This window comes from Rhodanobacter sp. FW102-FHT14D06 (genome assembly GCF_043950705.1).
Classification (GTDB): domain Bacteria; phylum Pseudomonadota; class Gammaproteobacteria; order Xanthomonadales; family Rhodanobacteraceae; genus Rhodanobacter.
On sequence record NZ_CP170722.1, the window covers coordinates 156,026 to 181,205 of the forward strand.

Annotated in this window: 24 protein-coding genes, 2 pseudogenes and 1 riboswitch; of the genes and pseudogenes, 16 read left to right on the forward strand and 10 right to left on the reverse strand. The window is 62.0% G+C overall.

Annotated elements, in window-relative coordinates:
• Positions 1-156: 156 nt before the first annotated feature.
• The 13 genes from ACFCQI_RS00860 (at position 157) to ACFCQI_RS00920 (ending at position 11,170) form a co-directional block, all read left to right on the forward strand.
• Positions 157-1,299 (forward strand): DUF2235 domain-containing protein, encoded by a 1,143-nt coding sequence (locus ACFCQI_RS00860; RefSeq protein WP_395119483.1) that lies wholly within the window; start codon positions 157-159, stop codon positions 1,297-1,299.
• Between the two features lie 38 nt (positions 1,300-1,337).
• Positions 1,338-1,440, forward strand: a riboswitch (Fluoride riboswitch).
• A gap of 69 nt (positions 1,441-1,509) precedes the next feature.
• Positions 1,510-1,896 carry a fluoride efflux transporter CrcB gene (gene crcB / locus ACFCQI_RS00865; RefSeq protein ID WP_395119485.1) on the forward strand — a complete coding sequence of 129 codons (387 nt, stop codon included), beginning with the start codon at positions 1,510-1,512 and terminating at the stop codon, positions 1,894-1,896.
• A gap of 12 nt (positions 1,897-1,908) precedes the next feature.
• The gene (locus ACFCQI_RS00870) at positions 1,909-2,280 is read left to right on the forward strand and encodes a DUF190 domain-containing protein (protein WP_395119487.1); all 372 of its coding nucleotides are present in this window, start codon (positions 1,909-1,911) and stop codon (positions 2,278-2,280) included.
• Between the two features lie 3 nt (positions 2,281-2,283).
• The gene (cfa, locus tag ACFCQI_RS00875; RefSeq protein ID WP_395119489.1) at positions 2,284-3,402 is read left to right on the forward strand and encodes a cyclopropane fatty acyl phospholipid synthase; all 1,119 of its coding nucleotides are present in this window, start codon (positions 2,284-2,286) and stop codon (positions 3,400-3,402) included.
• Positions 3,403-3,473: 71 nt separating this feature from the next.
• Entirely contained in the window at positions 3,474-3,881 is a 408-nt protein-coding gene (locus ACFCQI_RS00880) for an MAPEG family protein (RefSeq protein WP_395119491.1), read from the forward strand.
• A gap of 379 nt (positions 3,882-4,260) precedes the next feature.
• Complete coding sequence (locus ACFCQI_RS00885; protein ID WP_395119493.1) at positions 4,261-5,127, forward strand: TraB/GumN family protein; 867 nt, start codon at positions 4,261-4,263, stop codon at positions 5,125-5,127.
• A gap of 13 nt (positions 5,128-5,140) precedes the next feature.
• The gene (locus tag ACFCQI_RS00890) at positions 5,141-5,785 is read left to right on the forward strand and encodes a hypothetical protein (RefSeq protein WP_395121209.1); all 645 of its coding nucleotides are present in this window, start codon (positions 5,141-5,143) and stop codon (positions 5,783-5,785) included.
• A gap of 82 nt (positions 5,786-5,867) precedes the next feature.
• A complete protein-coding gene (gene parC / locus ACFCQI_RS00895; RefSeq protein WP_395119495.1) occupies positions 5,868-8,105 on the forward strand; it encodes a DNA topoisomerase IV subunit A in 2,238 nt (745 codons plus the stop codon).
• Positions 8,106-8,299: 194 nt separating this feature from the next.
• Positions 8,300-8,782: a hypothetical protein gene (locus tag ACFCQI_RS00900; protein WP_395119497.1), complete on the forward strand. Its 483-nt coding sequence runs from the start codon at positions 8,300-8,302 to the stop codon at positions 8,780-8,782.
• A gap of 191 nt (positions 8,783-8,973) precedes the next feature.
• Positions 8,974-9,318 carry a transposase gene (locus ACFCQI_RS00905; protein WP_395119499.1) on the forward strand — a complete coding sequence of 115 codons (345 nt, stop codon included), beginning with the start codon at positions 8,974-8,976 and terminating at the stop codon, positions 9,316-9,318.
• Complete coding sequence (locus ACFCQI_RS00910; protein ID WP_395121414.1) at positions 9,219-9,629, forward strand: transposase; 411 nt, start codon at positions 9,219-9,221, stop codon at positions 9,627-9,629. Before ACFCQI_RS00905 ends, ACFCQI_RS00910 begins: the two co-directional genes overlap by 100 nt.
• A 392-nt stretch (positions 9,630-10,021) precedes the next feature.
• Positions 10,022-10,612: an AHH domain-containing protein gene (locus ACFCQI_RS00915; RefSeq protein WP_395119501.1), complete on the forward strand. Its 591-nt coding sequence runs from the start codon at positions 10,022-10,024 to the stop codon at positions 10,610-10,612.
• Between the two features lie 12 nt (positions 10,613-10,624).
• On the forward strand, positions 10,625-11,170 hold the full coding sequence (locus ACFCQI_RS00920) for a hypothetical protein (protein WP_395119503.1): 546 nt from the start codon (positions 10,625-10,627) through the stop codon (positions 11,168-11,170).
• A 49-nt stretch (positions 11,171-11,219) separates the two neighbouring features.
• On the opposite strand, the gene ACFCQI_RS00925 is transcribed toward ACFCQI_RS00920, so the two are convergent.
• Positions 11,220-11,420: a hypothetical protein gene (locus ACFCQI_RS00925; RefSeq protein ID WP_395119505.1), complete on the reverse strand. Its 201-nt coding sequence runs from the start codon at positions 11,418-11,420 to the stop codon at positions 11,220-11,222.
• A gap of 102 nt (positions 11,421-11,522) precedes the next feature.
• Between ACFCQI_RS00925 and ACFCQI_RS00930 the strand changes: the two genes are divergently transcribed.
• On the forward strand, positions 11,523-11,972 hold the full coding sequence (locus tag ACFCQI_RS00930) for a hypothetical protein (protein WP_395119507.1): 450 nt from the start codon (positions 11,523-11,525) through the stop codon (positions 11,970-11,972).
• 33 nt (positions 11,973-12,005) lie between these two features.
• On the opposite strand, the gene ACFCQI_RS00935 is transcribed toward ACFCQI_RS00930, so the two are convergent.
• Positions 12,006-13,664, reverse strand: coding sequence for a PAS domain-containing protein (locus ACFCQI_RS00935; protein WP_395119509.1), 1,659 nt, complete (start codon positions 13,662-13,664; stop codon positions 12,006-12,008).
• Positions 13,665-13,794: 130 nt separating this feature from the next.
• Between ACFCQI_RS00935 and ACFCQI_RS00940 the strand changes: the two are divergent.
• Positions 13,795-13,938: pseudogene (locus ACFCQI_RS00940) on the forward strand (transposase); the annotation flags it as partial.
• Positions 13,939-13,948: 10 nt separating this feature from the next.
• Here the strand turns inward: ACFCQI_RS00940 and ACFCQI_RS00945 are convergent.
• The gene (locus ACFCQI_RS00945; RefSeq protein WP_395119511.1) at positions 13,949-15,061 is read right to left on the reverse strand and encodes a GGDEF domain-containing protein; all 1,113 of its coding nucleotides are present in this window, start codon (positions 15,059-15,061) and stop codon (positions 13,949-13,951) included.
• 258 nt (positions 15,062-15,319) lie between these two features.
• Here ACFCQI_RS00945 and ACFCQI_RS00950 point away from each other — a divergent pair, with 258 nt between their 5' ends.
• The gene (locus ACFCQI_RS00950) at positions 15,320-16,027 is read left to right on the forward strand and encodes a transposase (protein WP_395119513.1); all 708 of its coding nucleotides are present in this window, start codon (positions 15,320-15,322) and stop codon (positions 16,025-16,027) included.
• Positions 16,028-16,044: 17 nt separating this feature from the next.
• Here the strand turns inward: ACFCQI_RS00950 and ACFCQI_RS00955 are convergent, their stop codons facing one another.
• The 7 genes and pseudogenes from ACFCQI_RS00955 to ACFCQI_RS00985 all read right to left on the reverse strand — a co-directional run bounded on the left by ACFCQI_RS00955 (position 16,045) and on the right by ACFCQI_RS00985 (position 25,173).
• Positions 16,045-17,769 carry a DGQHR domain-containing protein gene (locus ACFCQI_RS00955; RefSeq protein ID WP_395119515.1) on the reverse strand — a complete coding sequence of 575 codons (1,725 nt, stop codon included), beginning with the start codon at positions 17,767-17,769 and terminating at the stop codon, positions 16,045-16,047.
• A gap of 12 nt (positions 17,770-17,781) precedes the next feature.
• On the reverse strand, positions 17,782-18,693 hold the full coding sequence (locus ACFCQI_RS00960) for a DNA-methyltransferase (RefSeq protein WP_395119517.1): 912 nt from the start codon (positions 18,691-18,693) through the stop codon (positions 17,782-17,784).
• A pseudogene (locus ACFCQI_RS00965) lies at positions 18,690-18,989 on the reverse strand (hypothetical protein); the annotation flags it as partial. The gene ACFCQI_RS00960 and the pseudogene ACFCQI_RS00965, both read right to left, overlap by 4 nt.
• 99 nt (positions 18,990-19,088) lie before the next feature.
• Entirely contained in the window at positions 19,089-19,583 is a 495-nt protein-coding gene (locus ACFCQI_RS00970; RefSeq protein ID WP_395119519.1) for a hypothetical protein, read from the reverse strand.
• 4 nt (positions 19,584-19,587) lie between these two features.
• Positions 19,588-20,679: a DUF262 domain-containing protein gene (locus tag ACFCQI_RS00975; protein ID WP_395119521.1), complete on the reverse strand. Its 1,092-nt coding sequence runs from the start codon at positions 20,677-20,679 to the stop codon at positions 19,588-19,590.
• A 40-nt stretch (positions 20,680-20,719) separates the two neighbouring features.
• On the reverse strand, positions 20,720-24,184 hold the full coding sequence (locus ACFCQI_RS00980) for a methylmalonyl-CoA mutase family protein (RefSeq protein ID WP_395119523.1): 3,465 nt from the start codon (positions 24,182-24,184) through the stop codon (positions 20,720-20,722).
• A gap of 86 nt (positions 24,185-24,270) precedes the next feature.
• Positions 24,271-25,173 (reverse strand): alpha/beta hydrolase, encoded by a 903-nt coding sequence (locus tag ACFCQI_RS00985; RefSeq protein ID WP_395119525.1) that lies wholly within the window; start codon positions 25,171-25,173, stop codon positions 24,271-24,273.
• Positions 25,174-25,180 lie beyond the last annotated feature (7 nt).

The following is a 25,180-nucleotide window of genomic DNA, read 5'->3' on the forward strand; positions in this document are numbered from 1 at the left end:
TCCGGGCCCGTGACTGCATCGTCGCGCGTCGCCTCGTCTGGCGGAGTTGACCTTGCAGCATACGCCGCCGGCCACACTGGCGCATGGCGCCTGCTACAGTCGGCGCCGATCGACCCGAAGCTGTCGCGGGCTGCGCCCGTCGCGACGGAGGAATCCATGACCACGCGCCGACTGGTGCTGTTGTTCGACGGCACCTGGAACAAGCCGGAATCGAATACCAACGTGGAGCGCCTGCGTCGGCTGATCGCGCCGCGCGACGCACTGGGCAACGTGCAACAGGTCAACTACATCCCCGGCGTGGGGGTGAAGCGCGGGATCACCCACCTGCTCGGCGGCGCGTTCGGCTATGGCCTCTCGGGCAACGTGCTGGATGGCTACCGCTGGCTGTGCGACACGTGGCAGGCGGGCGACGAGATCTACCTGTTCGGTTTCAGCCGCGGCGCCTATACCGCGCGCAGCCTGGGCGGCCTGATCCGAAAATGCGGCCTGCTCAAGCGCGACGGCCGCGGCAAGCTGTCCCGCGCCGACGCAAGTCACGCCTACGATTTCTACCGCGACGTGGAGACCAGGCCCGACGACCCGGCCGCGCGGGCATTTCGCCAGCAGCACTCGATCGAGGTGGACATCCATTTCATCGGCGTGTGGGACACGGTCGGTTCGCTCGGCATCCCCGACACTGCCTCGTGGTTTCCGTTTGCGCGCTCGCGCTACCGCTTCCACGACACCGAGCTGAGCAAGATCGTCAAGCACGCCTACCAGGCGCTGGCGCTGGACGAACATCGCGGCGATTTCCAGCCCGCGGTGTGGACGCGCAATCCGTACACCGTCAAGCCCGGCGAATCGCTGACCTCGAAGAAGCGCGAACAGATCGACGTCGAGCAACGCTGGTTCATCGGCTCGCACTCCGACGTGGGCGGCGGCAATCGCCGCGACGGCGCCGGCCGCAAGCCCGACCCGCTGCCCGACCTGGCCCTGGCCTGGCTGCAGACCCGCGCGATCAAGGCCGGCCTCACCTGCAGCGAACTGCTGGTGCCGCCGCGTGATGCATGCACGGGCGTGCCGCGCGACTCCTACAAGGAGTTCATGGACGGCCTCTACAAGGAGTTCAAGCCGCCGTTCGACCGCACCGTGGGCAGCGGCGTCAACGAGAAGGTGGACGAATCGGTGTGGCGTCGCTGGCTGGCCGACCCGGGCTACCGTTCGCCCAGCCTGGTTCGCGCCCTGGCCACCGCGACCGTGTTGATGTCGGTGGAAAGCGTGACCGACCCGGTCGCGCCGGTCGGCAGGCGCGGCGGTTGATCCACGCTTGACGGGCGGCCGGCGGTTTCCACTACGATGGCCCGATGGGAGATGGCATGCCTCCCGTTGCGGGCGCGCGACGCGTCCGCAACCAACCACCCCGGGTGCTTCCGCCACGAGGTTGATGATGCCTGCAACGCCGGTTCCCGGCGGCGCAGGCCTGCCTGTCGCTGCGGTCGCCGGAACCTTTCCTGCAACGGAGTAGCGCACGTGGGTCTGACTGGATTTGTCGCGATCGGGCTGGGCGGTGCCCTCGGTTGCTGGTGCCGCTGGGGCCTGGGCCTGCTGTTCAACCCGCTGTTCCCCACCCTGCCGCTGGGCACCCTGGCCGCCAACCTCACCGGCGGCCTGCTGATGGGCGTGGCAATCGGCCTGTTCCGCCATTTCCAGGCCGCGTCGCCGGAGCTGCAATTGTTCGTGATGACCGGCTTCCTCGGCGGCCTGACCACGTTCTCCACCTTCTCCGGCGAAGCGGTCACCCTGCTGCTGCGCCAGCAGTACCTGTGGTTCGGCGGCCACGTGCTCAGCCACCTGGCCGGCTCGCTCGGCATGACCGTGCTCGGCCTCGCCCTGACCCGCAACCTGCTGCGCCACTGAACAGGAGACCCCATGAATCACGAAGCCCTGCAACACGGCGCGCACCTCACCTTCTATTGCCATGCGCGTGCGCGTCACGAAGGCATCCTGCTTTCCGAGTGGCTGCTGGCGCAGGCCAAGGCGCTGCATATCGGCGGCGGCTCGGTGTTCCGCGCGATCGCCGGCTACGGCCGCCACGGCGTGCTGCACGAGGAGCAGTTCTTCGAACTGGCCGACGACCTGCCAGTCAAGATCGAGTTCGTGCTGCTCGACGAGCAGGCCGAGGCGTTGCTGCAACGGCTGCGTGAGGCCCGCGTCGACGCCACGTATGCACGCTGGCCGGCAAGCTTCGCGGTACTCGGCGATTCGCCGCAGCCGCATGGGCATCATCAAGGCACGAGGTAGCGCATGAGCCAGGACGACCTCAAGAACCGCGCCGGGGAACTGCTGGCGCAAGCCGGCATCCACATCAACGGCCACGACGCGACCGACCTGCAGGTACACGACGAACGCCTCTACGCCCGCGTGTTTGCCCACGGTTCGCTGGGCCTGGGCGAGGCCTACATGGACGGCTGGTGGGACGCCGCCGACCTGCCCGGCCTGTGCACCCGCCTGCTCAGTGCGGGCATCGACCAGGGCCTGAAGACCCTCGACACCGTGCTCGCCCACCTCAAGGCGCGCTTCATCAACCTGCAGCGCGGCGAGCGCGCGTTCGAGATCGGCAAGGCCCACTACGACCTCGGCAACGACCTGTTCCAGGCCATGCTTGGCAAGCGCCTGGTGTACTCGTGCGGCTACTGGGCCAAGGCCGACAACCTCGATGACGCGCAAGAGGCCAAGCTCGACCTGGTCTGCCGCAAGCTGCAGTTGAAGACCGGCCAGCGCGTACTCGACATCGGCTGCGGCTGGGGCGAGGCGTTGAAGTATGCCGCCGAGCACTACGGCGTCGAGGGCGTCGGCGTCACCGTCTCGCAACAGCAGGCCGACTACGCGCGCGAACTCTGCGCCGGCCTGCCGATCGATATCCGCCTGCAGGATTACCGCGAGGTCGACGAGCCGTTCGACGCGGTGTATTCGATCGGCATGTTCGAGCACGTCGGCGGCAAGAACTACCGCAGCTATTTCGAAACCGTGCGCCGCTGCCTGAAGGAGGGTGGCCTGTCGCTGCTCCACTGCATCGGCAGCAACGGCGCGCCGGCGCAGACCGATCCGTGGATCGAGAAATACATCTTCCCCAACTCGATGATCCCCGCCGCCAGCCAGGTCGCGGCCGCGCTGGAAGACCTGTTCGTGGTCGAGGACTGGCACAACTTCGGCGCCGACTACGACCGCACCCTCACCGCCTGGCGCGCCAACGTCGAATCCGCCTGGCCCACCCTGCCGGAAACCTACGACGAACGCTTCCGGCGCATGTGGCGCTACTACCTCGCCGTCTCCGCCGCGGTCTTCCGCAGCCGCCGCGACCAGCTGTGGCAGCTCACCCTGAGCCCGCACGGCGTGCCCGGCGGCTACCGCGTTCCGCGCTGACCAGCGAAACCCCGACGTAGCCGGCGCCTCCCATCCATGCCACCCACTCCACGCAAATCGCAGGCGGCACCATGACCACCTCAGCTCTGGTACTCACGCTGTTCCTCGCCTGGACGCTGCTCCTGCTGGTCGTGATGGAGGTGCTGCGCAGCTACCTCGTCCTCACGGGTCGCGTGCGCTCGAATGAGTTCAAGCCCGACAACTCGAATATCTCGCCATTCATGCAGCGGCTCGCACGTGCTCATGCGAACTGCACCGAGAGCCTGCCCGTCTTCGGCGGTCTGCTACTTGTAGCGCTGGTGACGAACCGGACCGAAGTCACGGATGCGCTGGCCCCGTGGCTGCTGGGCGCGCGGGTCATCCAGTCCGGCATCCACCTGGCTTCGACCAGCGTCATCGCCGTCAATGCCCGCTTCACCGCCTTTGCCGTGCAAATGGGCATTGGTGTTTACTGGACGTGGGGGCTGCTCGGCCTGTAGGTCAAACGAGGTCGGCTTCATTCAAATTCAAACGCCACAAACTCTCCCCGGGAGCCGAAAATGGATAGCCGGAACAAGTATTGGTTTCCCGCCAAGCGGTACGGCTGGGGTTGGGGCCTGCCGGCTCGGTGGCAGGGCTGGGTTTGCCTCGCCGTCTATGCGGGCTGTGTTGCACTCGTCTTTCGTTTCCTGCGGCCAGCGGCCGATCCGGTCATGTTCGCGCTCAGCCTGGCATTGCTTACCCTCGGCCTGATCGCCGTGTGCTGGCTGAAGGGCGAGCCGCCGCGCTGGCGTTCGGGCGACTGATCGGCATGGACGATCGCAGACAATCCGGGGTACCGGATTGAACCGCCACGCGCTTGCCGCAACACTCGCAGGCATGAAACACCTGCTCGCCCGCATCTCCCTCTGCCTGCTCCTGCTGCTGCCCGCGGCAGTCATCGCCCACCCCGCTCTGTGGGTAGTGAAGGATGCCGATACCACGATCTACCTGTTCGGCACGGTGCACCTGATGCCGAGCGACGCCAGTTGGCACGACCCGACGCTGGACCGGGCGATGGCGGACAGCCGGACGTTGTACATCGAACTGACCGACGACGACCCGGCGAACATGGCGGCGCTGGTGCTGCGCCACGGCATGGATGCGGCGCACCCGTTGTCCAGCCGGCTCAGCGAGTCGGAGGCGCATCGGCTGGGCCTGCTGGCGAACAAGCTCGGCGTGCCCGGCGGCATGCAGACGCTGAACGTGATGCGCCCGTGGCTGGCCGCGCTGACGCTGGCGGTGACGCCGCTGCTGAAGGCCGGGCTCGACCCGGAGCATGGCGTGGACAAGCAGCTGAAGGCGCAGATGAGCGCTGCCGGCAAGCCGGTGCTGGGACTGGAAACCGCCGAACAGCAGATCCGCTTTCTCGCCGACATGCCGCGCGCGATCGAGCTGGCCCTGCTGCGCTCGACCATGCGCGACGCGGACAAGGGCGCGTTCCAGCTCACCGAGCTGATCGACGCCTGGAAGGCCGGCGACGTGGACAGCATCGCGCGCATCGGCAACGACGACATGCGCCGGCACGAGCCGAAGCTCTACCAACGGCTGCTGGTGCAGCGCAACCAGGTGTGGGCGACCAAGATCACCGCCATGCTGCAGCAGCCCGGTACAGTCTTCATCGCCGTCGGCGCCGCGCACCTGGCTGGGCCGGACAGCGTGCAGGCGCAGTTACGAAAGCTCGGCATCTCCGCTCAACGAAATTGAGGTCATCGCCGTGATGAAGTCCGCATGGATCGTTGCATTCGCACTGGTGTGTCCGCTTGCCTTGCGGGCACAAACGCCGGTGCAGCCATCGCACGGCCGAAATTTCAGCCACCTGCAGGTCATCGACATCGCCAACGGGCCCAACGCGATCGACATCGATGGCGATGGCCGGAAAGATCTGGTCTTCAATGCCCACCGAAGCAACTTCAACGCACATGATTTCGAGCACATCACGTTCTACATGCAAGATCATGTTGAGGCCGGCGAAACGGATGGGACGGTGCAGAGGAAGCCGATGTGGAATGTCGTGCCGTTCTTCAACGAGAAGATTCCCGAATACGTGGCCTTCGACACCATCGAGGGGGCGGATTGCTGGCTGCGCGACATGGTCTTGCTACGCAACTCGGAGGGTTCCGTCACCGTTATCACGGCTGATCGCGCCCTGGGGACGTCCTATGCCGACAAAGCGCGCATGACATTCTCGATCTATCGTGTTGCGCACAATGCGGATGGTGCACCAGGATCACCGCCTGTTTATTTCCAACGTATCGACCAGTTCCAAAGCAGGAACCTCTATTGCGATGCGAATTACGCCATCGCCGCAGAGCTCGGCGTGAAGTTCAGGCACCCGCTCGAAGACAACGGCATCGATCACTGAAAGGTACCCGCAGGCACCGGCTTTCTGGCACCATCGTCCGGCTATCCGCGCAGCCTGCGCGCTACCTGATTGATCCAACTCCATGAACCTGCAAGCCAATTACGAACAGATCCCGCTGAAGGAATACGCCGAGCGGGCCTATCTCGACTACTCGATGTACGTGGTGCTGGACCGCGCGCTGCCGTTCGTGGGCGACGGCCTGAAGCCGGTGCAGCGGCGCATCATCTACGCGATGAGCGAGCTTGGCCTGGCCGCCACCGCGAAGCCGAAGAAGTCCGCGCGCACCATCGGCGACGTGATCGGCAAGTTCCATCCGCACGGCGATTCGTCGTGCTACGAGGCGATGGTGCTGATGGCGCAGCCGTTCTCGTACCGCTATCCGCTGGTCGATGGCCAGGGCAACTTCGGTTCGCCGGACGACCCGAAGAGCTTCGCCGCGATGCGCTACACCGAATCCAAGCTCAGCCCGATCGCCGAGGCATTGCTCGGCGAGCTGGCCCAGGGCACGGTGGACTGGGTGCCGAATTTCGACGGCACCATGGACGAGCCGAGCTGGCTGCCGGCGCGCGTGCCGCACGTGCTGCTCAACGGCTCGATGGGCATCGCGGTCGGCATGGCCACCGACATCCCGCCGCACAACCTGCGCGAACTGGCCACCGCGTGCATCCGCCTGCTGGACGATCCGGACGCCAGCGTCGCCGACCTGTGCGAGCACGTGCGCGGGCCGGACTACCCGACCGAGGCGGAGATCATCACCCCGCGCGCCGACCTGCTGGCGATGTACCAGACCGGCGGCGGTTCGGTGCGCGCCCGCGCGGTGTACACGCGCGAAGAGGGCAACATCGTGATCACCGCGCTGCCGCACCAGGTCAGCCCGTCGAAGATCCTCGAGCAGATCGCCGCGCAGATGCGCGCGAAGAAGCTGCCGATGATCGAGGACCTGCGCGACGAGTCCGACCACGAGAATCCGATCCGGCTGGTGATCGTGCCGCGCTCGAACCGCGTCGACGCGGACGAGACCATGCAGCACCTGTTCGCCACGACGGACATGGAGAAGAGCTTCCGCGTCAACCTCAACATGATCGGCCTGGACGGCCGGCCGCAAGTGAAGGACCTCAAGCGCATCCTCACCGAGTGGCTGAGCTTCCGCACCAGCACCGTCACCCGGCGCCTGGAACATCGCCTGGCCAAGGTCGACCGTCGCCTGCACCTGCTCGAAGGCCTGCACACCGCCTACCTCAACCTCGACGAAGTCATCCGCATCGTGCGCAGCGAGGACGAGCCCAAGCCGGTGCTGATGGCACGCTTCCGGCTCAGCGAGGAGCAGACCGACTACATCCTCGAAACCCGGCTGCGCCAGCTGGCACGGCTGGAGGAGATGAAGATCAACGCCGAGCGCGACCAGCTCGAGGAGGAGCGCGCGCGCATCAACGTGCTGCTGAAATCGCCGGCCAAGCTGAAGGGACTGATCAAGGACGAACTGCGCGCCGATGCCGAGAAGTTCGGCGATGCGCGCCGCTCGCCGCTGGTCGAGCGCGAGGTGGCGCATGCGCTGGACGAGAGCGCGCTGGTGGCCAGCGAACCGGTCACCGTGGTGCTCTCGCAGAAGGGCTGGGCGCGCGCCGCCAAGGGCCACGACATCGACGCCGAGGCACTGAACTACCGCGAGGGCGACGGCCTGCTCGCCGTGGTGAAGGCGCGCACCACGCAGCAGGTCGCGTTCATCGACTCCACCGGCCGCGCCTACTCCACGCCCGCGCACACCCTGCCCTCGGCGCGCGGCAATGGCGAGCCGCTGACCGGCCGCTTCAGCCCGGCCGCGGGCGCGAGCTTCGACGCGGTGGTCGCCGGCGACAACGACACGCGGCTGATCCTCGCCACCGACTTCGGCTACGGCTTCGTCAACCGTTTTGAATCGCTCACCGGCCGCAACAAGGCCGGCAAGCAGATCATCTCGCTCAGCGACGGCGCGAAAGTGCTGGCGCCGCAGGTCAGCGCCGATCCGGCCCGCGACCGCATCGTGGTGGTCACCAGCGAAGGGCATCTCTTGATGTTCTCGGTGGCCGAACTGCCGGAACTGGACAAGGGCAAGGGCAACAAGCTGATCGAGATTCCCAAGAAGCAGCTGGCCGAGGGCGAGCGCGTGGCCGGCGTGGCGGTCGTCGCCGAAGGCAAGGGCGAGGTCACCCTGTACGCCGGCGCGCGCAAGCTCACCCTGAAGTGGGCCGACCTGGTCGAGTACGGCGGCAACCGCGCCACCCGCGGCAACCTGCTCCCCCGCGGCCTGCGTCGCGTCGAACGCATCGAAACCACCGGCTGAACCGAACACCCGTAGGAGCCCGCTCGCGGGCGATGCTCTTGGGCGACCTCGTCAGAAGCATCGCCCGCAAGCGGGCTCCTACGACAGACAGGTCGTGACGCCTCCCGGAACTTGTCGGCGCGCCGCCTTTCCAACAGGGATGTACACGCCGACGCGGCCTCGCGCGTTGGATACGTGATCACCCCGGAGTCCGCATGAACGTCCCCCGCCTTCTCCCCGCCCTGCTGGCCACCTTGCTGGCCGCGCCGGCATGGGCGCAGAGCACAACCCAGCCGCTGAATCTCAAACTCCCGCCCGGCGAACTGCCAGCCGCCAGCAGCACCACGGTCACACCTGCGAACGACGCCACCACGCCCCGCACGCGCACCGCAGACAGCGTCGCCGCCACGCCACCGCGCGACCCGCCAGGCGTCTACTACGGCGACACCAGCGGACGCCTGGGCAACACCGAAGTCGCCCGCGACACGCGGGCGGACTGCGACGACTCCACCTACAACCAGCCACAAGTCCACGGCAGCGTCGGCATGGGCGTGGCCGGCGGCAGCCGCTTCAGCGGCAACTACCAGACCGGCACGGTCAACGTCACCAAGGCCTTCGGCAGCTGCGACGAGCCGAGCGGCGGCATCAGCATCTCCGTCGGTGCCGGCACCAGCCACTTCCACGGTCGCGGTCATTGATGCAGCAGGGGTACTCGCGCCCAAAGGGGTCAGGTTCATTTCCTACGCCAGATTGAGCCGTATGGAAGTGCGCCACGCGCGCGCTCCCGGCAGCACTCGTTTCAACAGCCATGCAACCTGATCCGCTCCAACGCAGGAAGCACGGCATGGCGCGCTAGCCCCGTATCGATCTTCCCGCCATCCCGCAACACGTGGTTCAACGAGGCAATGACCGCCAAGCCTGCTTCGCGGGAGAAGCCGACTACTTGCGCTATCTGCAGGAGTTGCGTGGAGCATCATCCAGACACGACTGTGCGATCCACGCCTACGTGTTGATGACAAACCACGTCCACCTGCTGGTGACACCGGCCACCACCGGAGCCATCTCCCGCATGATGCAAGCGGTAGGCCGCCGCTACGTCGGCAGTTTCAATGCACGCTACCGGCGCACGGCAACTTGTGGGAAAGACGCTTCAAGGCAGCACTGGTCGATACCGACCGGTACCTGCTCACCTGCTATCGCTACATCGAGCTCAATCCCGTCAAGGCCCACATGACCGACGATCCCGCGGACTACCCTTCGAGCTACCACCACAACGCGATGGGACAACCAGCGCCGCTCATCACGCCGCACCAACAATACATGCTGCTGGCCACCACACCTGCCACACGACAAGCCGCCTACCGCGCGCTGGTCGATGAACTCGTGGAAGAAAAGCATCTCGACGACCTTCGCCAACACACTCAGCAGCAGCGCGCCTGGGGCAGCGAACGCTCTCGACAGCAAATCGAAGCACTGACCCAACGCTCAGTCAGCGTCAGGCCTCGCGGCAGACCCCCCAAGCCGCGAAAAATCGGGACTAAATGAACCTGCCCCCTTTTTTCGACCCCTTTTTTCGGGGACTGGGCACCGCGGCGGCCTGCCGGGCGCGCGAACGGGCGAAACGGCCAGCCCTTGCCTCGACCCATGCGCGGAATCGATCCAAGCCCGGTATCTTCCGTTGCTGCGGGTAGTCGCGGATATCCGATGCCAATTCAATGGACAGCGCATCCTCGAACAGGGCCCGTTACGTCACGGCGCGAGCGAAGGGCAGGGACCGCCCCAGCCCTCGTCCAACCCCCCGCGCGCTGCCAAGTGGGGTCTGCCGAACGGGCCAACTCAACCTCACTCCGTTCTTGCCACCGTTTTTGCCCCCACTTTTTCGCTTCCGCTACCATTCGCTGCGAACGTAGAGTTCCCTTTCACAGGAGTGAGCACTTATGGCGTTCGATGAGGGGAAAAGCCGATCGGGTGAACACGATCTCGACTTGCTCGGCTTGCGGCTGGGAGCAAATCGGATCGCCCAAGGAACGGTGGCCTACGAGGTTGGCAACGAACTCGTCGTCAGAAAGAAGAAGCGAGAAACCCTTTACAGGAATGGCTTCACATTGCCGGTGACGGCAGAACGACTGATGGCCGAGGCCGAGCGAACAACACGGCACTCGACGAAACTGACGCGCAACATGAAGGCCGCGGGTCAGATTCGGCCGGTCGATGCCGCACCCAGAACGGTGTCCGCGCACCACGTGGTTGCGGCCACGGATCTACGCGCTGACGAAGCGAGAAAGATGCTGTTCCGATGGTGCATAGGCATCAACGACGTCGACAACGGCGTGTATCTGCCGGCCCACAAGAAGTCCACGGTGGCCAGCATTCCGGGCGCATCGAAGCATGCGGTGATACATACCGACCTTTACCATTTGAATGTCCTGGCGCGGCTCATGCCGGTACCAGCCAACAACCCTCAGAACGGGAGACTGGCGCTTCGTCAGATCAAGCAAGAGCTGGTCGACGGCGTCTTCCCCTACTAACCGGGCCATGCGATGACAATCTGGGAAATTGCGAACGACTCGATCGACAAGGCATCCATGCTCGTGGCGACCGAAAGCGATCGAGCCAACCTGCACTTCTGGGACCAGTTCGGCGGCGACGGATCGCCGATCCACTGGTCGAAGCCACCCAAGCTGCAACCGTTCACCGACAAGAAGCGATCGAAGCCAAAACCACGCGTAGACATAAGCCCGTTCCGGCCCGGCAGCCTTGCGCTCAACGCCAGGGCGCGCGACGCGCTGGGCGAATTCCTCGGCCAGTTCGGCCAACTGCTCGAAATCGACGTGCTTGGCGAGGTCGAGTACTACTACAACATCACCAACGTCATCGACTGCATCGACCACGACAGGTCAAACGTGCTGCCGGGCGGGTTCATCAAAAAACCGGTGTTCAAGGACTCTGCGATCCCGACCCAGGCGGCGATATTCAAGGATGCTACCCACCGCTCGAGCATCTACGTCAACGACGCCGCGAAATCGGAACTTGAAAAGCGCATCGCCGAGTCCGGCATCACGGGCATGAGCTTCAGGAAAGCGTGAACGCAACGGGGTGCCTGGCAAAAAGGGGACGTGGCCAATCAAGCCACCCTCAAAGCTTGTACTTCCCCTTCACCCCCAACCCCTCCCTCTCCGGCCACACCGGACACAACGCCTCCACCACCTCCATCAACTCCACCCAGTCGGAAAGATCCCCCTTCCCCGGCAGCGAGGCCGACACAACGCAGCCACCGGCCAGCGGCTCGGCCACCCGGTCAGGATGCTTCGTCGGCAGCTTGGGCGAGGAGTTCATCGAGCCATTCCGTGCGGTCGAACAGGGCGAAATATTCGCATACCTCGGTCATTTGAGCTTTCGGCCACGGTCGCGCTGCCCGAGCAGTACCGCTGGTCAAGCGTGGACGCAAACCTGGACTTGTCAGAGGACCGGTTGGTGAACCCTCACCCGGTCTTCCTGGCGCAGGATCGTGATCCTCAGATGCGCGCGGCGTGCTACCGGGCCCGGTTGCGTGAGGGTGTCGGCGAAGACGAACTGGCGAGCATCAGCGCGCACCTCGAACAAGACCGTGCGCTGGGCGACGCGAAGTTCCAGGCGATGATCGAAAAGGCCCTGGGCCGCCCGGCCGCCCCTACGGCACCGCGGTCGGCCGCGACGCGAAGACCGCCCGCCGGACGAGGCTTAATTCCCTCTGTCCCCTTTTTGCTCGGGCGCACCCATGGGGCGGCGATGGCGGCACGGAAGCAGTCGCCCGAGCGCTGGCCGACTCTGCAGACGCAGCCGCAGGGCGGTCAGCTCATCATCGGCAACGGCTTCCGTGGCCAGCTCGCGACAGGCCGCTTGCCGTGAGTTCGCCTCACACCCCGAAAAAACGCACGATCATCAATTGAACCCGGCCCCTTTTTTGGGGCCGCCTTCTTCCGAAAAAACGCACACGCCCAATGCATGGCTCTTGGCCTGGTACATGGCGACGTCCGCGGCGCGCAGGTAGCCATCGGTGGTCGCGAAGCCGGCCTGGCTGCTGACCACCCCGATGCTTGCACCGCAGGTCACGGCGTGCGTGCCGATTCGATAGGGCGCCGCGAGGGCGGCGGCAATCTGTCGGGCCCGCTCGATTGCACCGGCGTGATCGACAGACTCAAGCAGTACGTTGAACTCATCTCCACTCATGCGGGCGACCAGATCAACCGCACGCACGCAGGATTCGAGCCGGCGTGCCACCTGCTGCAACAGCTGGTCACCCACATGGTGTCCCAGCGTGTCGTTGACTGCCTTGAACTGATCGAGGTCCAGCAGCAGTACGGCAAACATGGTGGTGTCGCCCTGGGGCAGTGCGTCAGCACCTTTCGAGATACCGTCCTGATGCAGCGCGATGGCGTGCTCGAGGCGATCGCGGAACAACGGCCGGCCAGGCAAGTTGGTCAAGGCGTCGTACGAGCTGCCGCGTTCCGCCAGATCGCTCAGTGACCCGGCCATCCGCACGGCCACGCCGTCCTCGAATTGGGCGACCCCGCGCCAATTGAGCCACACCAATCGCCCCGATCCGTGCCGCACGCGAAAATCCACTGAAAAGTTCGGGCGGTGGCCGGACAGGTGCCGGCGATACGCCATCTGCACGCGCTCATGGTCATCGGGATCAATCAGCTGTTGCAGAAAGTGCCAGCCGTCGTCATGCAGGCTGCCGGTATCGCTCAGCCCGACAATCTCACGGAAGCGCTGGGACACATGCAGGACGCCCGTCTGCAGGTTCCAATCCCAGATGCCGTCATTGGAGCCGCGGGTGGCAAGGGCATAGCGGTTGTCCGATTGCACCAGCTCCAGCTCGGTACTTTTTTGCCGGGTCACGTCGATCATCAGGCCGATCATGCGCGTCGGGCGATCGGGGTCGACATCCACGCGGCACAGGTCGCGTACCCAGATGACCTCGCCGGACTTGGCAATCAGCCGGTAACTCATCTCATACGCATAACTGTGCGTTGCGTTGTACGCGGCATCGTCAATGGCCAGTGCTGCCGGCAAGTCATCAGGATGCACATGCGCCCGCCAGAAACCCGGGTCAGATCGCCACTCTTCCACCGAGTAGCCAAAAAGGCGCTCGACCTGCGGGCTCAGGAACGTGTTGCCCACGCCGAGCTCGGCCTCCCAGACGACACCGTCGATGGTTTCCAGCAATCGCAGGAAGCGCTGGCGGACCTCCATCAACACCTGCTCGGTGAGCTCGGTAATCTCGATCAGAACACCCTGGCGACTGATCACCCGGCTCGCTGCGTCCGTCTTCGGCTGGAGCTGCAGACGCATCCAGCGATAGTCCGAGTCGGCCCGGCGCAGCCGGAACACCGGCATGCCCGATCTCAAGGTTCCGATGTCGTCCGGATGCACGAACTCGAGCAAAGACCGGCCGAGCGCCCCCTCCACCGCATGGCCCGTGAGCTTGTGCCAGGCGGGATTCAAGTACGTGATGTTCCACAGGGCGTCCGTCTGCACCACCGCGTCGGGCAGCAGTTGCAGAAGCTCTTCGGAAGGCGTGGGATGGGCAGGCATGTGCTGTTCATGCTCACCGATGCGCCATCTTCCAGTCCAGCCCCTTGGCGGGATGCCGGGGCCGAAAAAAAGGAAAAAAGGGAACGTGGGCAATCAGGGGCAAGCCTGCCGGCAGCAGGCATGCTGACCCAACCTCAGGCACAGGCGCTTCAGTGCGTTGTGGCAAGGACGCTTCAAGTCCTGTCTGCTGCAAAGTGAACGCTACCTGCTGACCGTCATGCGCTACATCGAGCTCAACCCGGTACGCGCCGCCATGGTCGAGGCGCCGCAAGACTGCGTCCCCTTTAATTCGTTTTTTGCGGCGTCGTACCCGCCGCGATTGGCGCCGGAGCGGCCACCACCCGGTTTCCGCCCTGCTCCTTGGCGCGGTAGAGCGCCTGGTCCGCACGTTGCAGCACGGTTTCCTGGTTGTCCCAGCCCTGGAGCAACGTGGCCCCAAGCGATGCGGTTACCTGCCCGACTGGCGCGACGGACAAGTCGGCGATCGCCAACCGCAGGCGTTCGGCCACCCGCTGCAAGCCGGGCGCATCGACGTTCGGCACGATCACCAGGAATTCTTCGCCACCCCAGCGCGAGATGGTTTTGCCCGCGCGCAGCAGCCCCTGGCAAGCATCGGCCACCGCCTGCAGCACCTTGTCGCCCATCGGATGGCCGTGCGTGTCGTTGATCGCCTTGAACTTGTCCAAGTCCAGCATGATCACGCCGGCAGGGATCCGTTCGCTCAGCGCCTGACGCAACATCTGCTCGCCGAGCAGCCGGCTCTGCACGCCCGTCAGCGGATCCCGGCGAAGCATGACCTCCATCCGGTCCCGTTCCCGGGCCAGTCGCCTGATCTTGCCGACCAGCGCCCGCTGCACCGGCAGCAGGACGACGACCATGATGCTCGCCGGGCCATACGCCATCAGCAGATCCCGGCCCCGCGGCGACCACATTTCCTGCCCATGCAACAGCAGGTAGACGAGCACCGGCAGCGCGATCAGCACCCAGCTCAGGGCGGCCATGAGAAAAGCCAGCCGGCCGGGGAGGAAGATCATCAGCATGATCAGGAACACCACGAACAACGACGACACGGGCGGCAGGATGTCGATCAACTGCACGCCGGGCGTCAGGGTCGCCTGCAGAGTGTAGAGCCACGCCGGCGCAGCGAGCGCGACGCCCGCGGCCAGCAGATCGATTCGCACGATGCCGAGCACCCAATCCGGACGCCGCACCAGGGCCGTGATCAGACCGACACTGAGCACGCAGAACGCGGGAGGAACGACCAGATCCATCATGCGATGGATGGGCGCGAGCCAATGGATCAGGGTGGCGCAGGCGCTGGCGAACAACGTCAACGCCAGCATGATCATGACCGCGATGCGGACGTAGCGTTCGTCGGGGTCTTGCGCTTGCGTCATGGGGCCTCGGAAACCACTGGCATGCTCAACGGAAACCGCCTCCCGGACAGAACTCCCGCTGGCGCGCGGGCATGCCTGCATTATCGGCCGGAAAGCCGGCTACTTGAATCCAGGCGCTAAAACGGGCGCTAAAACGGGACGGAGGAAGTTAAGTGACCGAGAAACCCGACATGCACCTACCTGCGCCGTCTCGCGTGGCCGATGCTGCCCGTTGCCGTGTGGCGGGACACTGGGATGCTCCGGCTATCGACTCTGCTCATGCCACGCCAAGCTCGCCTGGAAATTCCGGGTGTACCGCTCCACATCACCCAGCGCGGGGTCAATCGATGCGCCATCTTTCTGGATGACGACGACCGCCGCCACTATCTGTGTTTGCTGGGCGAAAGCGCCGCGAAACATGGGCTGGAAATCCACGCCTATGTCCTGATGGGCAACCACGTGCACTTGCTCGTCAGCTCCGGGGAATCCAGCCAGGTGTCGTTGGCCATGCGCCAACTTGGACAGGCCTATGTCACCGCATTCAACCGCCGCCATCGACGCACCGGAACCCTGTGGGAAGGACGCTTCAAATCCTGCCTGGTCGACTCGGATCGCTACCTGCTGACCGCATACAGGTATATCGAACTCAACCCGGTGCGCGCCGCGATGGTCGAGAAGCCCGAACATCACCACTGGTCCAGCGTCCACGCCAACCTGGCGCGTTGCGAAGATTCACTGGTCACACCCCACCCCTGCTTCGTTGCGATGGGAAGTACGCCGCTGGAACGCGCCGATGCCTACGGAGCGTGGCTCAAACAAGGCATCAGCGACGACGAACTGATCGCCATCCGCCAGCATCTGCAGCAGGAACGCGCCTTTGGGAGCAAACGTTTCCAGGCCATGGCGGAAAAGACGCTGGGCCGCCCGGTGAGCTTGCGCCGTCCAGGACGGCCGAGACGTCCGGACGTTGGGCTAGAGGGCATTTAACTTCCTCCGTCCCGGTTTCAGAAGCATTTTTTGTAGATCGCCTCACCGAGCGCCTTCCAGCTACTCGACTTATACTTTGTAATGCTGACCTGATCTAGCACGGCAAACCTTTCCCCGTATGTTGTCTCAGACAGCGGCTTTCCGTTCTGAATTACCAAACGCAAACAGACGATCAAACCATTTATGAGAGTTGGGGTTAGGAATCGATCCTTCGCTCTATCCTCGAGCGCCCATCTTTGCGGCCCGAGCTTCTTTCTAGCTGCTAACAAAATGTCATTTAGCGAGGCATAGCAATACGCGATATATTTTTCAAGAATCGGATCAATCGTAGTTTGACTCGCCTTCCCCTTCTGTAGCTCAACTAGCTTTAATTTATCGGGGTCGTCCCAGGACGAAAAAAGCGAGTCTACACCCTCCAGTTTCAGCAACGGCCGCAGTCCATAACTCACTATGGATGACGTCCTGATAAGACGAGGTGGGTCAAAATAGTTTGTCTGCAACATCTGTCGCAGTGCGCCATTTGAGTTCATTCTAGCAACCACCGCCTTCGCAATGGCGATGGTCGAATATGGGCTCAGAATCATCTCAATACTATGTTTCAGGTCCGAACGCGCACGACGCTGTTTATCGTTAATCTCCAGGAATAGCTTGGCTTCAAATCTCCGTTTATCGGCGTCCGCATACGCTGGTGGGTAGATCACGCCCGTCACGAGTAGGTTCTGGCGATCCCTAAGTTTCTCGATTTTATCCTCATACTGATCATCACCCTCGTGATAGCAAAAGACCCGGTGTTGCCCATCAACTATTCCAATCACATCCGCCTTAAAGGGCACGGAAACCGTAACGTCTCGCACAACACTAAGCGCCCTGGTGTCGATATTCTTCCCTTCCTCGCCAGGCTCGTTCAACCTCGTTTCTTTCGGAAGTGTCACAATGATATTATTGACGAATACGCGCTCCTCTGTGGTCAGATATCGTCTCATTTCTTTCATTCGCCCCTTCATCAAAACACGCTGATAGAGGCCATCCTCGTCTCGCCAACTGTCCTTCCGAAGAACATAAGACATGGTGAGTAGGGCTTTGGGGTCCGCATAGAATGAAACAACTTTGAAGCCAGTAGGAAAGCTGCTAAAGCTCTCGGGAAGAACGAACCCACCGAACGAACGACTATTACTTGAGGAAGACTTGATCTCCGAGCCAATCTTTTTGAAATCGAGCTTCAAATATTTAAAGAACTCAAGCCGAGCACTTTTGTGAATGGTTTTAGCAAGAGCATCGAAATATCTAAACTTTGTCCCGTTCAAGAAATAAACATAATCAAGTGCGCCATACACCTCATCGGATAGCGCATTTACGGAGAAGTAGCATATTTTTACCTGATATTCAGACGGTAAATACTTCAGCTCACCGAAGCCGCTGAACCTAGCTACTGCAAACTCCATCCATTCACTTTGATTGTTATTTATGATTCCATACAGCAAAGACTTCTTCGCTATATGCTCAGTGCCCTTCTTTCCGACTGTGTACTCTCCGAGAACCACGACATTTTCATAGATAAAAATGTCGTCCAGCTCGCCGGTCCTCTCCTTGAATTTAAACTCCACCCCGTCTGACTTTATCCGCTGAAGACCAAGCCGCTTAAAAAGACTGCGTACTGCATACTTTTGACGACGTTGGGCTATTGCTTGTGGATCAATGGATGCCTTGTTTTTGGCCTTCTTCTTCGCCTTGGTCTTCTTCACCGTCGCCATCAATCATCCCCTGAAGTGCGCAGGGCGCTGCGCTACTTTTTGCGTCGGATTAGGGTCTAGAACTGGCTGATTCAGTGGCCTCACCACCGCCCGCCCTTCTCTCGCATCACGAATTCTCTTGGATGCTATTTTTGCGTATCCGGGATCAAGCTCGATTCCGATAAAGCAACGAGTCTCCAATCCAGCAGCCACACCCGTAGACCCCACCCCCATGAATGGATCCATAACAATCCCACCCTCCGGGCATAAGGCACGAATAAACGTCTGAGGAATTGACACAGGAAACTGGCACGGATGTTCAGCCTTCTCAACATGCTTCCCCTTAACGTTTGGGATATCCCAGACATCCCCCGGATTTTTGCCAAGTGGGTTCCCGCTTAGAGAGCCTTTGTTAGGACCCTTGTAATGCCGTTTTCCCGGGTAGCGCTGAGGAACCCGAACTGCATCTAGATCAAAAGCAGAAACATCACCTTTTGAGAACCAAAGTACGGTTTCGTGACGGCCGCTGAACCTACGAGTGGCATGTAAACCATGTTTGAAAGCCCAGACAATTCGATTCCGGAGCTTCATGTCCGTATGCTTCGTGACTTCGGAATAAACTAGGAAATCCAGTGGAAGCACAACCCCGTGTCGAACGTGATACCCAACCTGCCAACACAACGACCCACCAGGCTTGAGGATACGGATCAGTTCGGGGATTACAGCAGCGTGTGTCTTAATGAACGAATCCGAGGACCTTGTCGATTCATACTCCTTGCCTATGCAATAAGGTGGGGATGAGACAATAAGGTCGACGGAGTTACTGGGCAATCTGGGAAGTACTTTTAGAGCATCCCCGCGCACTAACGTGTTTAATTCACCCCGCACAACTGAGGTAACCGCGCCTGAAATGCTACTAATCAACCGCGTCGTCACATGTTCCTCCTATATTCTCCACCCACCTCATACAACGCATGACTTATCTGCCCCAAAGAATTGTACTTCACCGCCTCGATCAACTGCTCAAACACATTCCGCCGCTCCCGCGCCGTCCCCTGCAACACCTTGAGACTATCCGACGCCAGCGCATTCCGCGCATCCTCATACCGCTTAACATTGGCAATCTGCGCCCCCTTCTCCTCCTCCGTCGACCGAATCAACTCGATCTCCGTAGCAATCTCCCCCGCATGCTCCCTCGGCAAAAACGTATTGACCCCAATCGGAAACAGGGAAACAGGCGGAAACAGGGGTCAGTCGACTTTCTATAGGCCTCACGCGATTAAAGTGCACTCTGACCCCTGTTTCGCCTTTTTCGGCCTCCTGTTTTGCCGTCAATTATTTTCCCGTAGACCCGGGTCATCGTCATCTATCAATGCAGCCAAGGCGGACTCCAAAACTCGCTTTGCCGCCATAATAATTTCAGCCATGTCCGCCAATGTTACTTGCGCACCGTTTCTATGCGCCACCGAATGTCGATTATCCACAGCGGAGTTGTATTGAAAAATTGTCCGCTCATCGAGCGCCTCAACGAATCGCCCCTTTCTCGCTGACCCGAAGCCCCCAACGAATCCAGACAACTCCCCAGTCTTTACGCTTCGAAGAATTTTCTTAGAGGATGCCAAAGCGAAGGAACAGATCTCATCATCGCCACATTTCTTCGCTCGCAACTCAACCACCCTGTACATCTCCTCTTGCATCTCAGCGCAAAGAACCACTAGGAGATACTGCGACAGAAAGGCTTCAACCTCGGCGCCAGTTGAACCAGTATTATCAATATGTTGCTGACATTCCTCCAGGACTGACCCGGTGCGCAATAGCCATTCCATTGCATTATTCCTGAAACGCTTCTTCTGCCAAGACCCCTCTAATAGTCACCTGCTTCTCATCGCTTGTATTGAAAGAGACTGCTTGAACGAAGTTGTCGTCAGCCAGGAGCTTCTTATAGCCATCGCGGATCCTAGCCAAGCTCGGCCTTCGGCCTTTGAATAGGGTACCTAACACCGAGTCTGTAATTGCGTAATTAAGCCGCTGACGAAGATGGAACGGCTTCTCCCCCAAAGCCTCTACGACAAGATCAACAGTACTCTCAAATCTATCCGTCGCATCTTTTACGCGGGCATCCAATTCGTCCGCGCTCAATCTTCTGGCGCTCCTCATGTGTTGATTAAGGAACTGCTTCATGGGCTTCTCATACGCAGCGCCATCGTAGCCAAACGCCAACACACGAAGAAGCAATTCAGTATCGCGCAATCTCTTATCCGGAGCATCCTTACCTAGGATCTTTCGCCAACCCGGATATTCATTTAACTTTTCTAACAATTGGAAATACTGACCAAAGTACACACACTTACGGACTTCCATAGGATTTAAATTCACTCCACCCGTATTCAATCGCTCGAATACATGGTAGATACTTGAGTCATCCTGCGGATCCAGTTGCTGCACGACAGTTGCCCGGAGCACCGTGTCTTGAAGCTGAAAGCGATCAGCCTCATCTAACTCATCAAATGTTTTTCCGTCCCATTTTGGTTGTACACCTTTCAATCTAAACACTTTTTCATCAAATCTTGATTCAAAGTACCGAATCGCGCTTGTTATTCGCTGCTGACCATCAATGACTTGAAGTTTATTTGTCTTTTTTTCCTTGTACAGAAAGACGCCAGGCACAGGAAGGCCAAGAAGAAACGATTCGATAAGGCGGCTAGCCTTTACCAGATCCCACACATAGTTTCGTTGAAATGGTGGAATTACAAGCTGGCCACTTTTCTTTTTATCAAGGTAGCCAGACAAAGTAAAGTCTGCAGGGAAAAAGGAGATTTGGTAGGGGGCAAGGAGTCCCCGAGACTCGTCATCGTCTTCCGTGTGCTCATACAGCCATTCATCCTTAACTCCAGACGCGTCCTCATTCATGACTGCCGACATAATTCACTCCTTTGTATGAAACAGACAAGTATCAAGCGAATTACATATTCCGCCGATACTCCCCTCCCACCTCATAAAGCGCATGCGATATCTGCCCCAACGAGTTGTACTTAACCGCCTCAATCAACTGCTCAAACACATTCCTACGCTCTCTTGCCGTCGTTTGTAGCACCTTCAAGCTATCCGAAGCCAACGCATTCCGCGCCTTCCCATACCGCCTCACATTAGCAATCTGCGCCCCCTTCTCCTCCTCCGTAGACCGAATCAACTCGATCTCCGTAGCAATCTCCCCCGCATGCTCCTTCGGCAAGAACGTATTGACCCCAATCAACGGCAACGACCCATCATGCTTCTTGTGCTCGTAATACATCGACTCTTCCTGGATCTTCCCACGCTGGTACATCGTATCCATCGCCCCAAGCACCCCACCTCGCTCACTGATCGCCTCAAACTCCTTGTACACCGCTTCCTCCACCAGGTCGGTCAACGTATCGACCACATAGCTCCCCTGCCACGGATTCTCGTTGAAGTTCAGCCCCAGCTCCTTGTTGATGATCATCTGGATCGCCACCGCCCGCCGCACACTTTCCTCGGTCGGCGTGGTGATCGCCTCATCATAGGCGTTGGTGTGCAGCGAGTTGCAGTTGTCGAACAGCGCGTACATCGCCTGCAGCGTGGTGCGGATGTCGTTGAACTGGATCTCCTGCGCGTGCAGCGAGCGGCCGGAGGTCTGGATGTGGTACTTCATCATCTGGCTGCGGCTTGAGGCGCCGTAGCGCTCGCGCATGGCGCGGGCCCAGATGCGGCGGGCGACGCGCCCGATGACGGTGTATTCCGGGTCCATGCCGTTGGAGAAGAAGAAGCTCAAGTTTGGCGCGAAGTCGTCCACCTTCATGCCGCGGGCGAGGTAGTACTCGACGATGGTGAAGCCGTTGCTGAGGGTGAAGGCGAGCTGGCTGATCGGATTCGCGCCGGCTTCGGCGATGTGATACCCGGAGATGCTTACCGAGTAGAAGTTGCGCACCTTGTGGTCGACGAAGTACTGCTGGATGTCGCCCATCATGCGCAGGGCGAATTCGGTGGAGAAGATGCAGGTGTTCTGCGCCTGGTCTTCCTTCAGGATGTCGGCCTGCACGGTGCCGCGCACCTTGGTGAGCGTGTCGGCCTTGATGCGGGCGTAGGTTTCCGCGTCGACCAGTTCGTCGCCGCAGACGCCGAGCAGGCCGAGGCCCAGGCCGTCGTTACCCTTGGGCAATTCGCCGTGGTACTGCGGGCGCGAGGTGTTGGCGTAGAGCTTGTCGATGTAATGCTGCGCGGTGGCCCAGCGCTGCGCGTCTTCCTTCAGGTACTTCTCGACGTTCTGGTCGATGGCGGTGTTCATGAACATCGCCAGGATCATCGGCGCGGGGCCGTTGATGGTCATGGACACCGAGGTGCTGGGCGCGCTCAGGTCGAAGCCGGAGTACAGCTTCTTCATGTCGTCGAGGGTGGCGATGTTGACGCCGGAGTTGCCGATCTTGCCGTAGATGTCCGGGCGTGGCGCGGGATCTTCGCCGTACAGGGTGACCGAGTCGAACGCGGTGGACAGGCGCGTGGCGGCACCGCCCTGGCTCAAGTAATGGAAGCGGCGGTTGGTGCGCTCGGGCGTGCCTTCGCCGGCGAACATGCGGGTGGGATCTTCGCCGCTGCGGCGGTACGGGTAGACGCCGCCGGTGTACGGGTAGTGGCCGGGCAGGTTTTCCTTGCCGAGGAAGGTGAGCAGTTCGCCCCAGTCCTTCGACTTCGGCGGGGAGACTTTCGGGATTTTCTGGTGGCTGAGCGATTCGCGGTAGTTGTCGACGCGGATGACCTTGTCGCGCACCTTGTATTCGTTGACGTCGGCGGTGACCGAGGCGTACAGCGCGGGCCATTCGCGCAGCTGATGGATCGCCTCGTGGCTGAGTTCCCTCAGCGCGGCGTTGTAGCGCTGGCGCAGGGTGAGCAGCGAGCGGTCGGCTTCGGCCTGCAAATCGGCGTTGCGATACAACTCCAGCGGGCGCGGCAGCTTGTCGTCGCCCAGTTCCTTCAACGCCTCGTAGTAGTGCTGCGCCTTGCTGGCGTACTCGGCCTGGGTCTCGATGCTCTTGTTGATGGCGCGGCCCTGCTCGGCGATCTCGGCGAGGTAGCGCACGCGGGGGCCGGGGATCAGCACGGTGGCGCGGGGTTCTTTCAGGGTGGTGTCGAGGTTGGGAGTCCACTTGTCGGCGGGCAGCGACAGCTTTTCGCGCATGAGCCGGCACAGGTTGGCGAACATCCAGGTGATGCCGGGGTCGTTGAACTGGCTGGCGATGGTGGGGTACGCCGGCACGTCCTGGTCTTTCACGGTGAACGCGGTGCGGTTGCGCTTCCACTGCTTGCGCACGTCGCGCAGCGCGTCCTCGGCGCCGCGCTTGTCGAACTTGTTGAGCACGATGAGCTCGGCGAAGTCGATCATGTCGATCTTCTCCAGCTGGCTGGCGGCGCCGTAGTCGCTGGTCATCACGTAGGCGGGGAAATCGACCAGGTCGACGATCTCCGAATCGCTCTGGCCGATGCCGGCGGTCTCGACGATGACCAGGTCGTAGGGCTGGCTCTTGAGGAAGTCGATGCAGTCGTGCAGCACGGTGTTGGTGGCCGCGTGCTGGCGGCGGGTGGCCATCGAGCGCATGTAGACGCGATGGCTGCGCAGCGAGTTCATGCGGATGCGGTCGCCCAGCAGCGCACCGCCGGAGCGGCGGCGGGTGGGATCGACGGCGAGCACGGCGATGCGCATGTCGGGGAAGGCGTGCAGGAAGCGCAGCAGCAGTTCGTCGACCACGCTGGATTTGCCGGCGCCGCCGGTGCCGGTGAGGCCGAGGACGGGCGTGTGCTTGCCGGCCAGCTTCCACTGCTTGCGCAGGCGGTCGAGTTCGGCGTCGGTGTAGCTGCCGCCTTCCAGGCTGGTCAGCACGTGGCCGATGCTGATCTCGTCGTCGACGTCGGGCGTGGCGTGGCTGGCCGCCTCGCGCTGGGTGAGGCGCGACTCGCGGCCCTGCTGCGCGCGGCGGATCACGTCCTCGATCATCTCCACCAGGCCCAGCTTCATGCCGTCGTTGGGGTGGTAGATGCGCTCGACGCCGTAGGCTTCCAGCTCCCTGATCTCTTCCGGGGTGATGGTGCCGCCGCCACCGCCGAACACGCGGATATGGCTGGCGCCCTTCTCCTTGAGCATGTCGACCATGTACTTGAAGTACTCGACGTGGCCGCCCTGGTAGGACGACATGGCGATCGCGTCGGCGTCCTCCTGCAATGCCGCGCGCACCACGTCCTCGACCGAGCGGTTGTGGCCGAGGTGGATCACCTCCGCGCCCTGGGCCTGGATGATCCGCCGCATGATGTTGATCGCCGCATCGTGGCCATCGAACAGGCTGGCCGCGGTGACGAAACGCAGTGGGGTGGTTTCCGTCTGCGGGGCGCTGGCGGGGACGTGCTTGGCGGGGGAACTCATGGCAACTCCGGACATCGTGTGCTTGAACCGTTCGATTCTAGTGGATCGACGGCGGGCACGCGGGGTCCTGGTCCCCGTCGTTCGATTCAGAGGCAAAGCGCCAGGTTCGGGCTGCCGATCACGCGCGTACCCACGTCATCGCCACGCACGAAGGCCAGCACCGCGCCGATCACCTCCGGCGCGTCGAGCACCCGGCTATGGCCCAGGCCTTGCGTGGTGTACAGCCGCGCGCCGGAGCAGTACTGGGCGTAGCGCTCGCCCTCGCCCCACGGCACCTCGGGGTCATCGAGGTCGTGCACGATCAGCACGGGCTGGCCCAGCGCGGGCAGGTGGCGATGCACCTGCAGTTGTTCGACGCTGACGCCGGTGCGGCGCAGCAGCCAGTCGAAGAATGGTTGTTGCAGGTGTTCGCCCAAGCGCACGAAGCGGAAAAAACGGCTGGCCGCGGCCTTCATGTCTGCCGCCGGCGCCACCAGGATCAGCCGCCGCGCATGCCAACTCTCGTCCTGCGCGAAGACGACGGCGGCGCCACCCAGCGAGTGGCCGACCGCCAGCGCGGCGTTGCCGTAATGTTCGCCGATCGCGTGGATGGTCGCGGTGAATTCCGGCAGCGTGCACAGCGTGCCGCTGCTGTGGCCGTGGCCGGGCTGGTCGAACGTGACCACGGCGAATCCCAGCGCGCGCAAGCGCGCCACCCACGGCAGGAAGCGCAGGCCGAAGCTGGACCAGCCGTGCGCCAGCAGCGCATACGGCTGGGTCGAGGGATCGCCCCAGACATAGGTGGCGATGGTTTCGCCGTTGACGCGCAACTCCCCGCGGCGCATGTCCGCGTCGCCCTGCACGGCTTCGGCGCGGCTGCGGCTGCTGGCGAACGGGGTGGCAAACAGGCGCGCGGCGCGGTTCACGGTGCGCCCGGGCGCGATCCGCCCGCCCAGCACGAAGCCGGTGCGCACGGTGCCGAGCCTGATTTTTTCGATGACGGTGGACATGGGTCTC

Excerpts from the sequence above, each read along its gene's own strand:
- ACFCQI_RS00860 (WP_395119483.1), top strand. The coding sequence starts at position 157 with ATGACCACGCGCCGACTGGTGCTGTTGTTCGACGGCACCTGGAACAAG.
- ACFCQI_RS00870 (WP_395119487.1), top strand. The coding sequence starts at position 1,909 with ATGAATCACGAAGCCCTGCAACACGGCGCGCACCTCACCTTCTATTGC.
- cfa (WP_395119489.1), top strand. The coding sequence starts at position 2,284 with ATGAGCCAGGACGACCTCAAGAACCGCGCCGGGGAACTGCTGGCGCAA.
- ACFCQI_RS00880 (WP_395119491.1), top strand. The coding sequence starts at position 3,474 with ATGACCACCTCAGCTCTGGTACTCACGCTGTTCCTCGCCTGGACGCTG.
- ACFCQI_RS00885 (WP_395119493.1), top strand. The coding sequence starts at position 4,261 with ATGAAACACCTGCTCGCCCGCATCTCCCTCTGCCTGCTCCTGCTGCTG.
- ACFCQI_RS00890 (WP_395121209.1), top strand. The coding sequence starts at position 5,141 with ATGAAGTCCGCATGGATCGTTGCATTCGCACTGGTGTGTCCGCTTGCC.
- parC (WP_395119495.1), top strand. The coding sequence starts at position 5,868 with ATGAACCTGCAAGCCAATTACGAACAGATCCCGCTGAAGGAATACGCC.
- ACFCQI_RS00900 (WP_395119497.1), top strand. The coding sequence starts at position 8,300 with ATGAACGTCCCCCGCCTTCTCCCCGCCCTGCTGGCCACCTTGCTGGCC.
- ACFCQI_RS00915 (WP_395119501.1), top strand. The coding sequence starts at position 10,022 with ATGGCGTTCGATGAGGGGAAAAGCCGATCGGGTGAACACGATCTCGAC.
- ACFCQI_RS00920 (WP_395119503.1), top strand. The coding sequence starts at position 10,625 with ATGACAATCTGGGAAATTGCGAACGACTCGATCGACAAGGCATCCATG.
- ACFCQI_RS00925 (WP_395119505.1), bottom strand. The coding sequence starts at position 11,420 with ATGAACTCCTCGCCCAAGCTGCCGACGAAGCATCCTGACCGGGTGGCC.
- ACFCQI_RS00935 (WP_395119509.1), bottom strand. The coding sequence starts at position 13,664 with ATGCCTGCCCATCCCACGCCTTCCGAAGAGCTTCTGCAACTGCTGCCC.
- ACFCQI_RS00945 (WP_395119511.1), bottom strand. The coding sequence starts at position 15,061 with ATGACGCAAGCGCAAGACCCCGACGAACGCTACGTCCGCATCGCGGTC.
- ACFCQI_RS00950 (WP_395119513.1), top strand. The coding sequence starts at position 15,320 with ATGCCACGCCAAGCTCGCCTGGAAATTCCGGGTGTACCGCTCCACATC.
- ACFCQI_RS00970 (WP_395119519.1), bottom strand. The coding sequence starts at position 19,583 with ATGGAATGGCTATTGCGCACCGGGTCAGTCCTGGAGGAATGTCAGCAA.
- ACFCQI_RS00975 (WP_395119521.1), bottom strand. The coding sequence starts at position 20,679 with ATGTCGGCAGTCATGAATGAGGACGCGTCTGGAGTTAAGGATGAATGG.
- ACFCQI_RS00980 (WP_395119523.1), bottom strand. The coding sequence starts at position 24,184 with ATGAGTTCCCCCGCCAAGCACGTCCCCGCCAGCGCCCCGCAGACGGAA.
- ACFCQI_RS00985 (WP_395119525.1), bottom strand. The coding sequence starts at position 25,173 with ATGTCCACCGTCATCGAAAAAATCAGGCTCGGCACCGTGCGCACCGGC.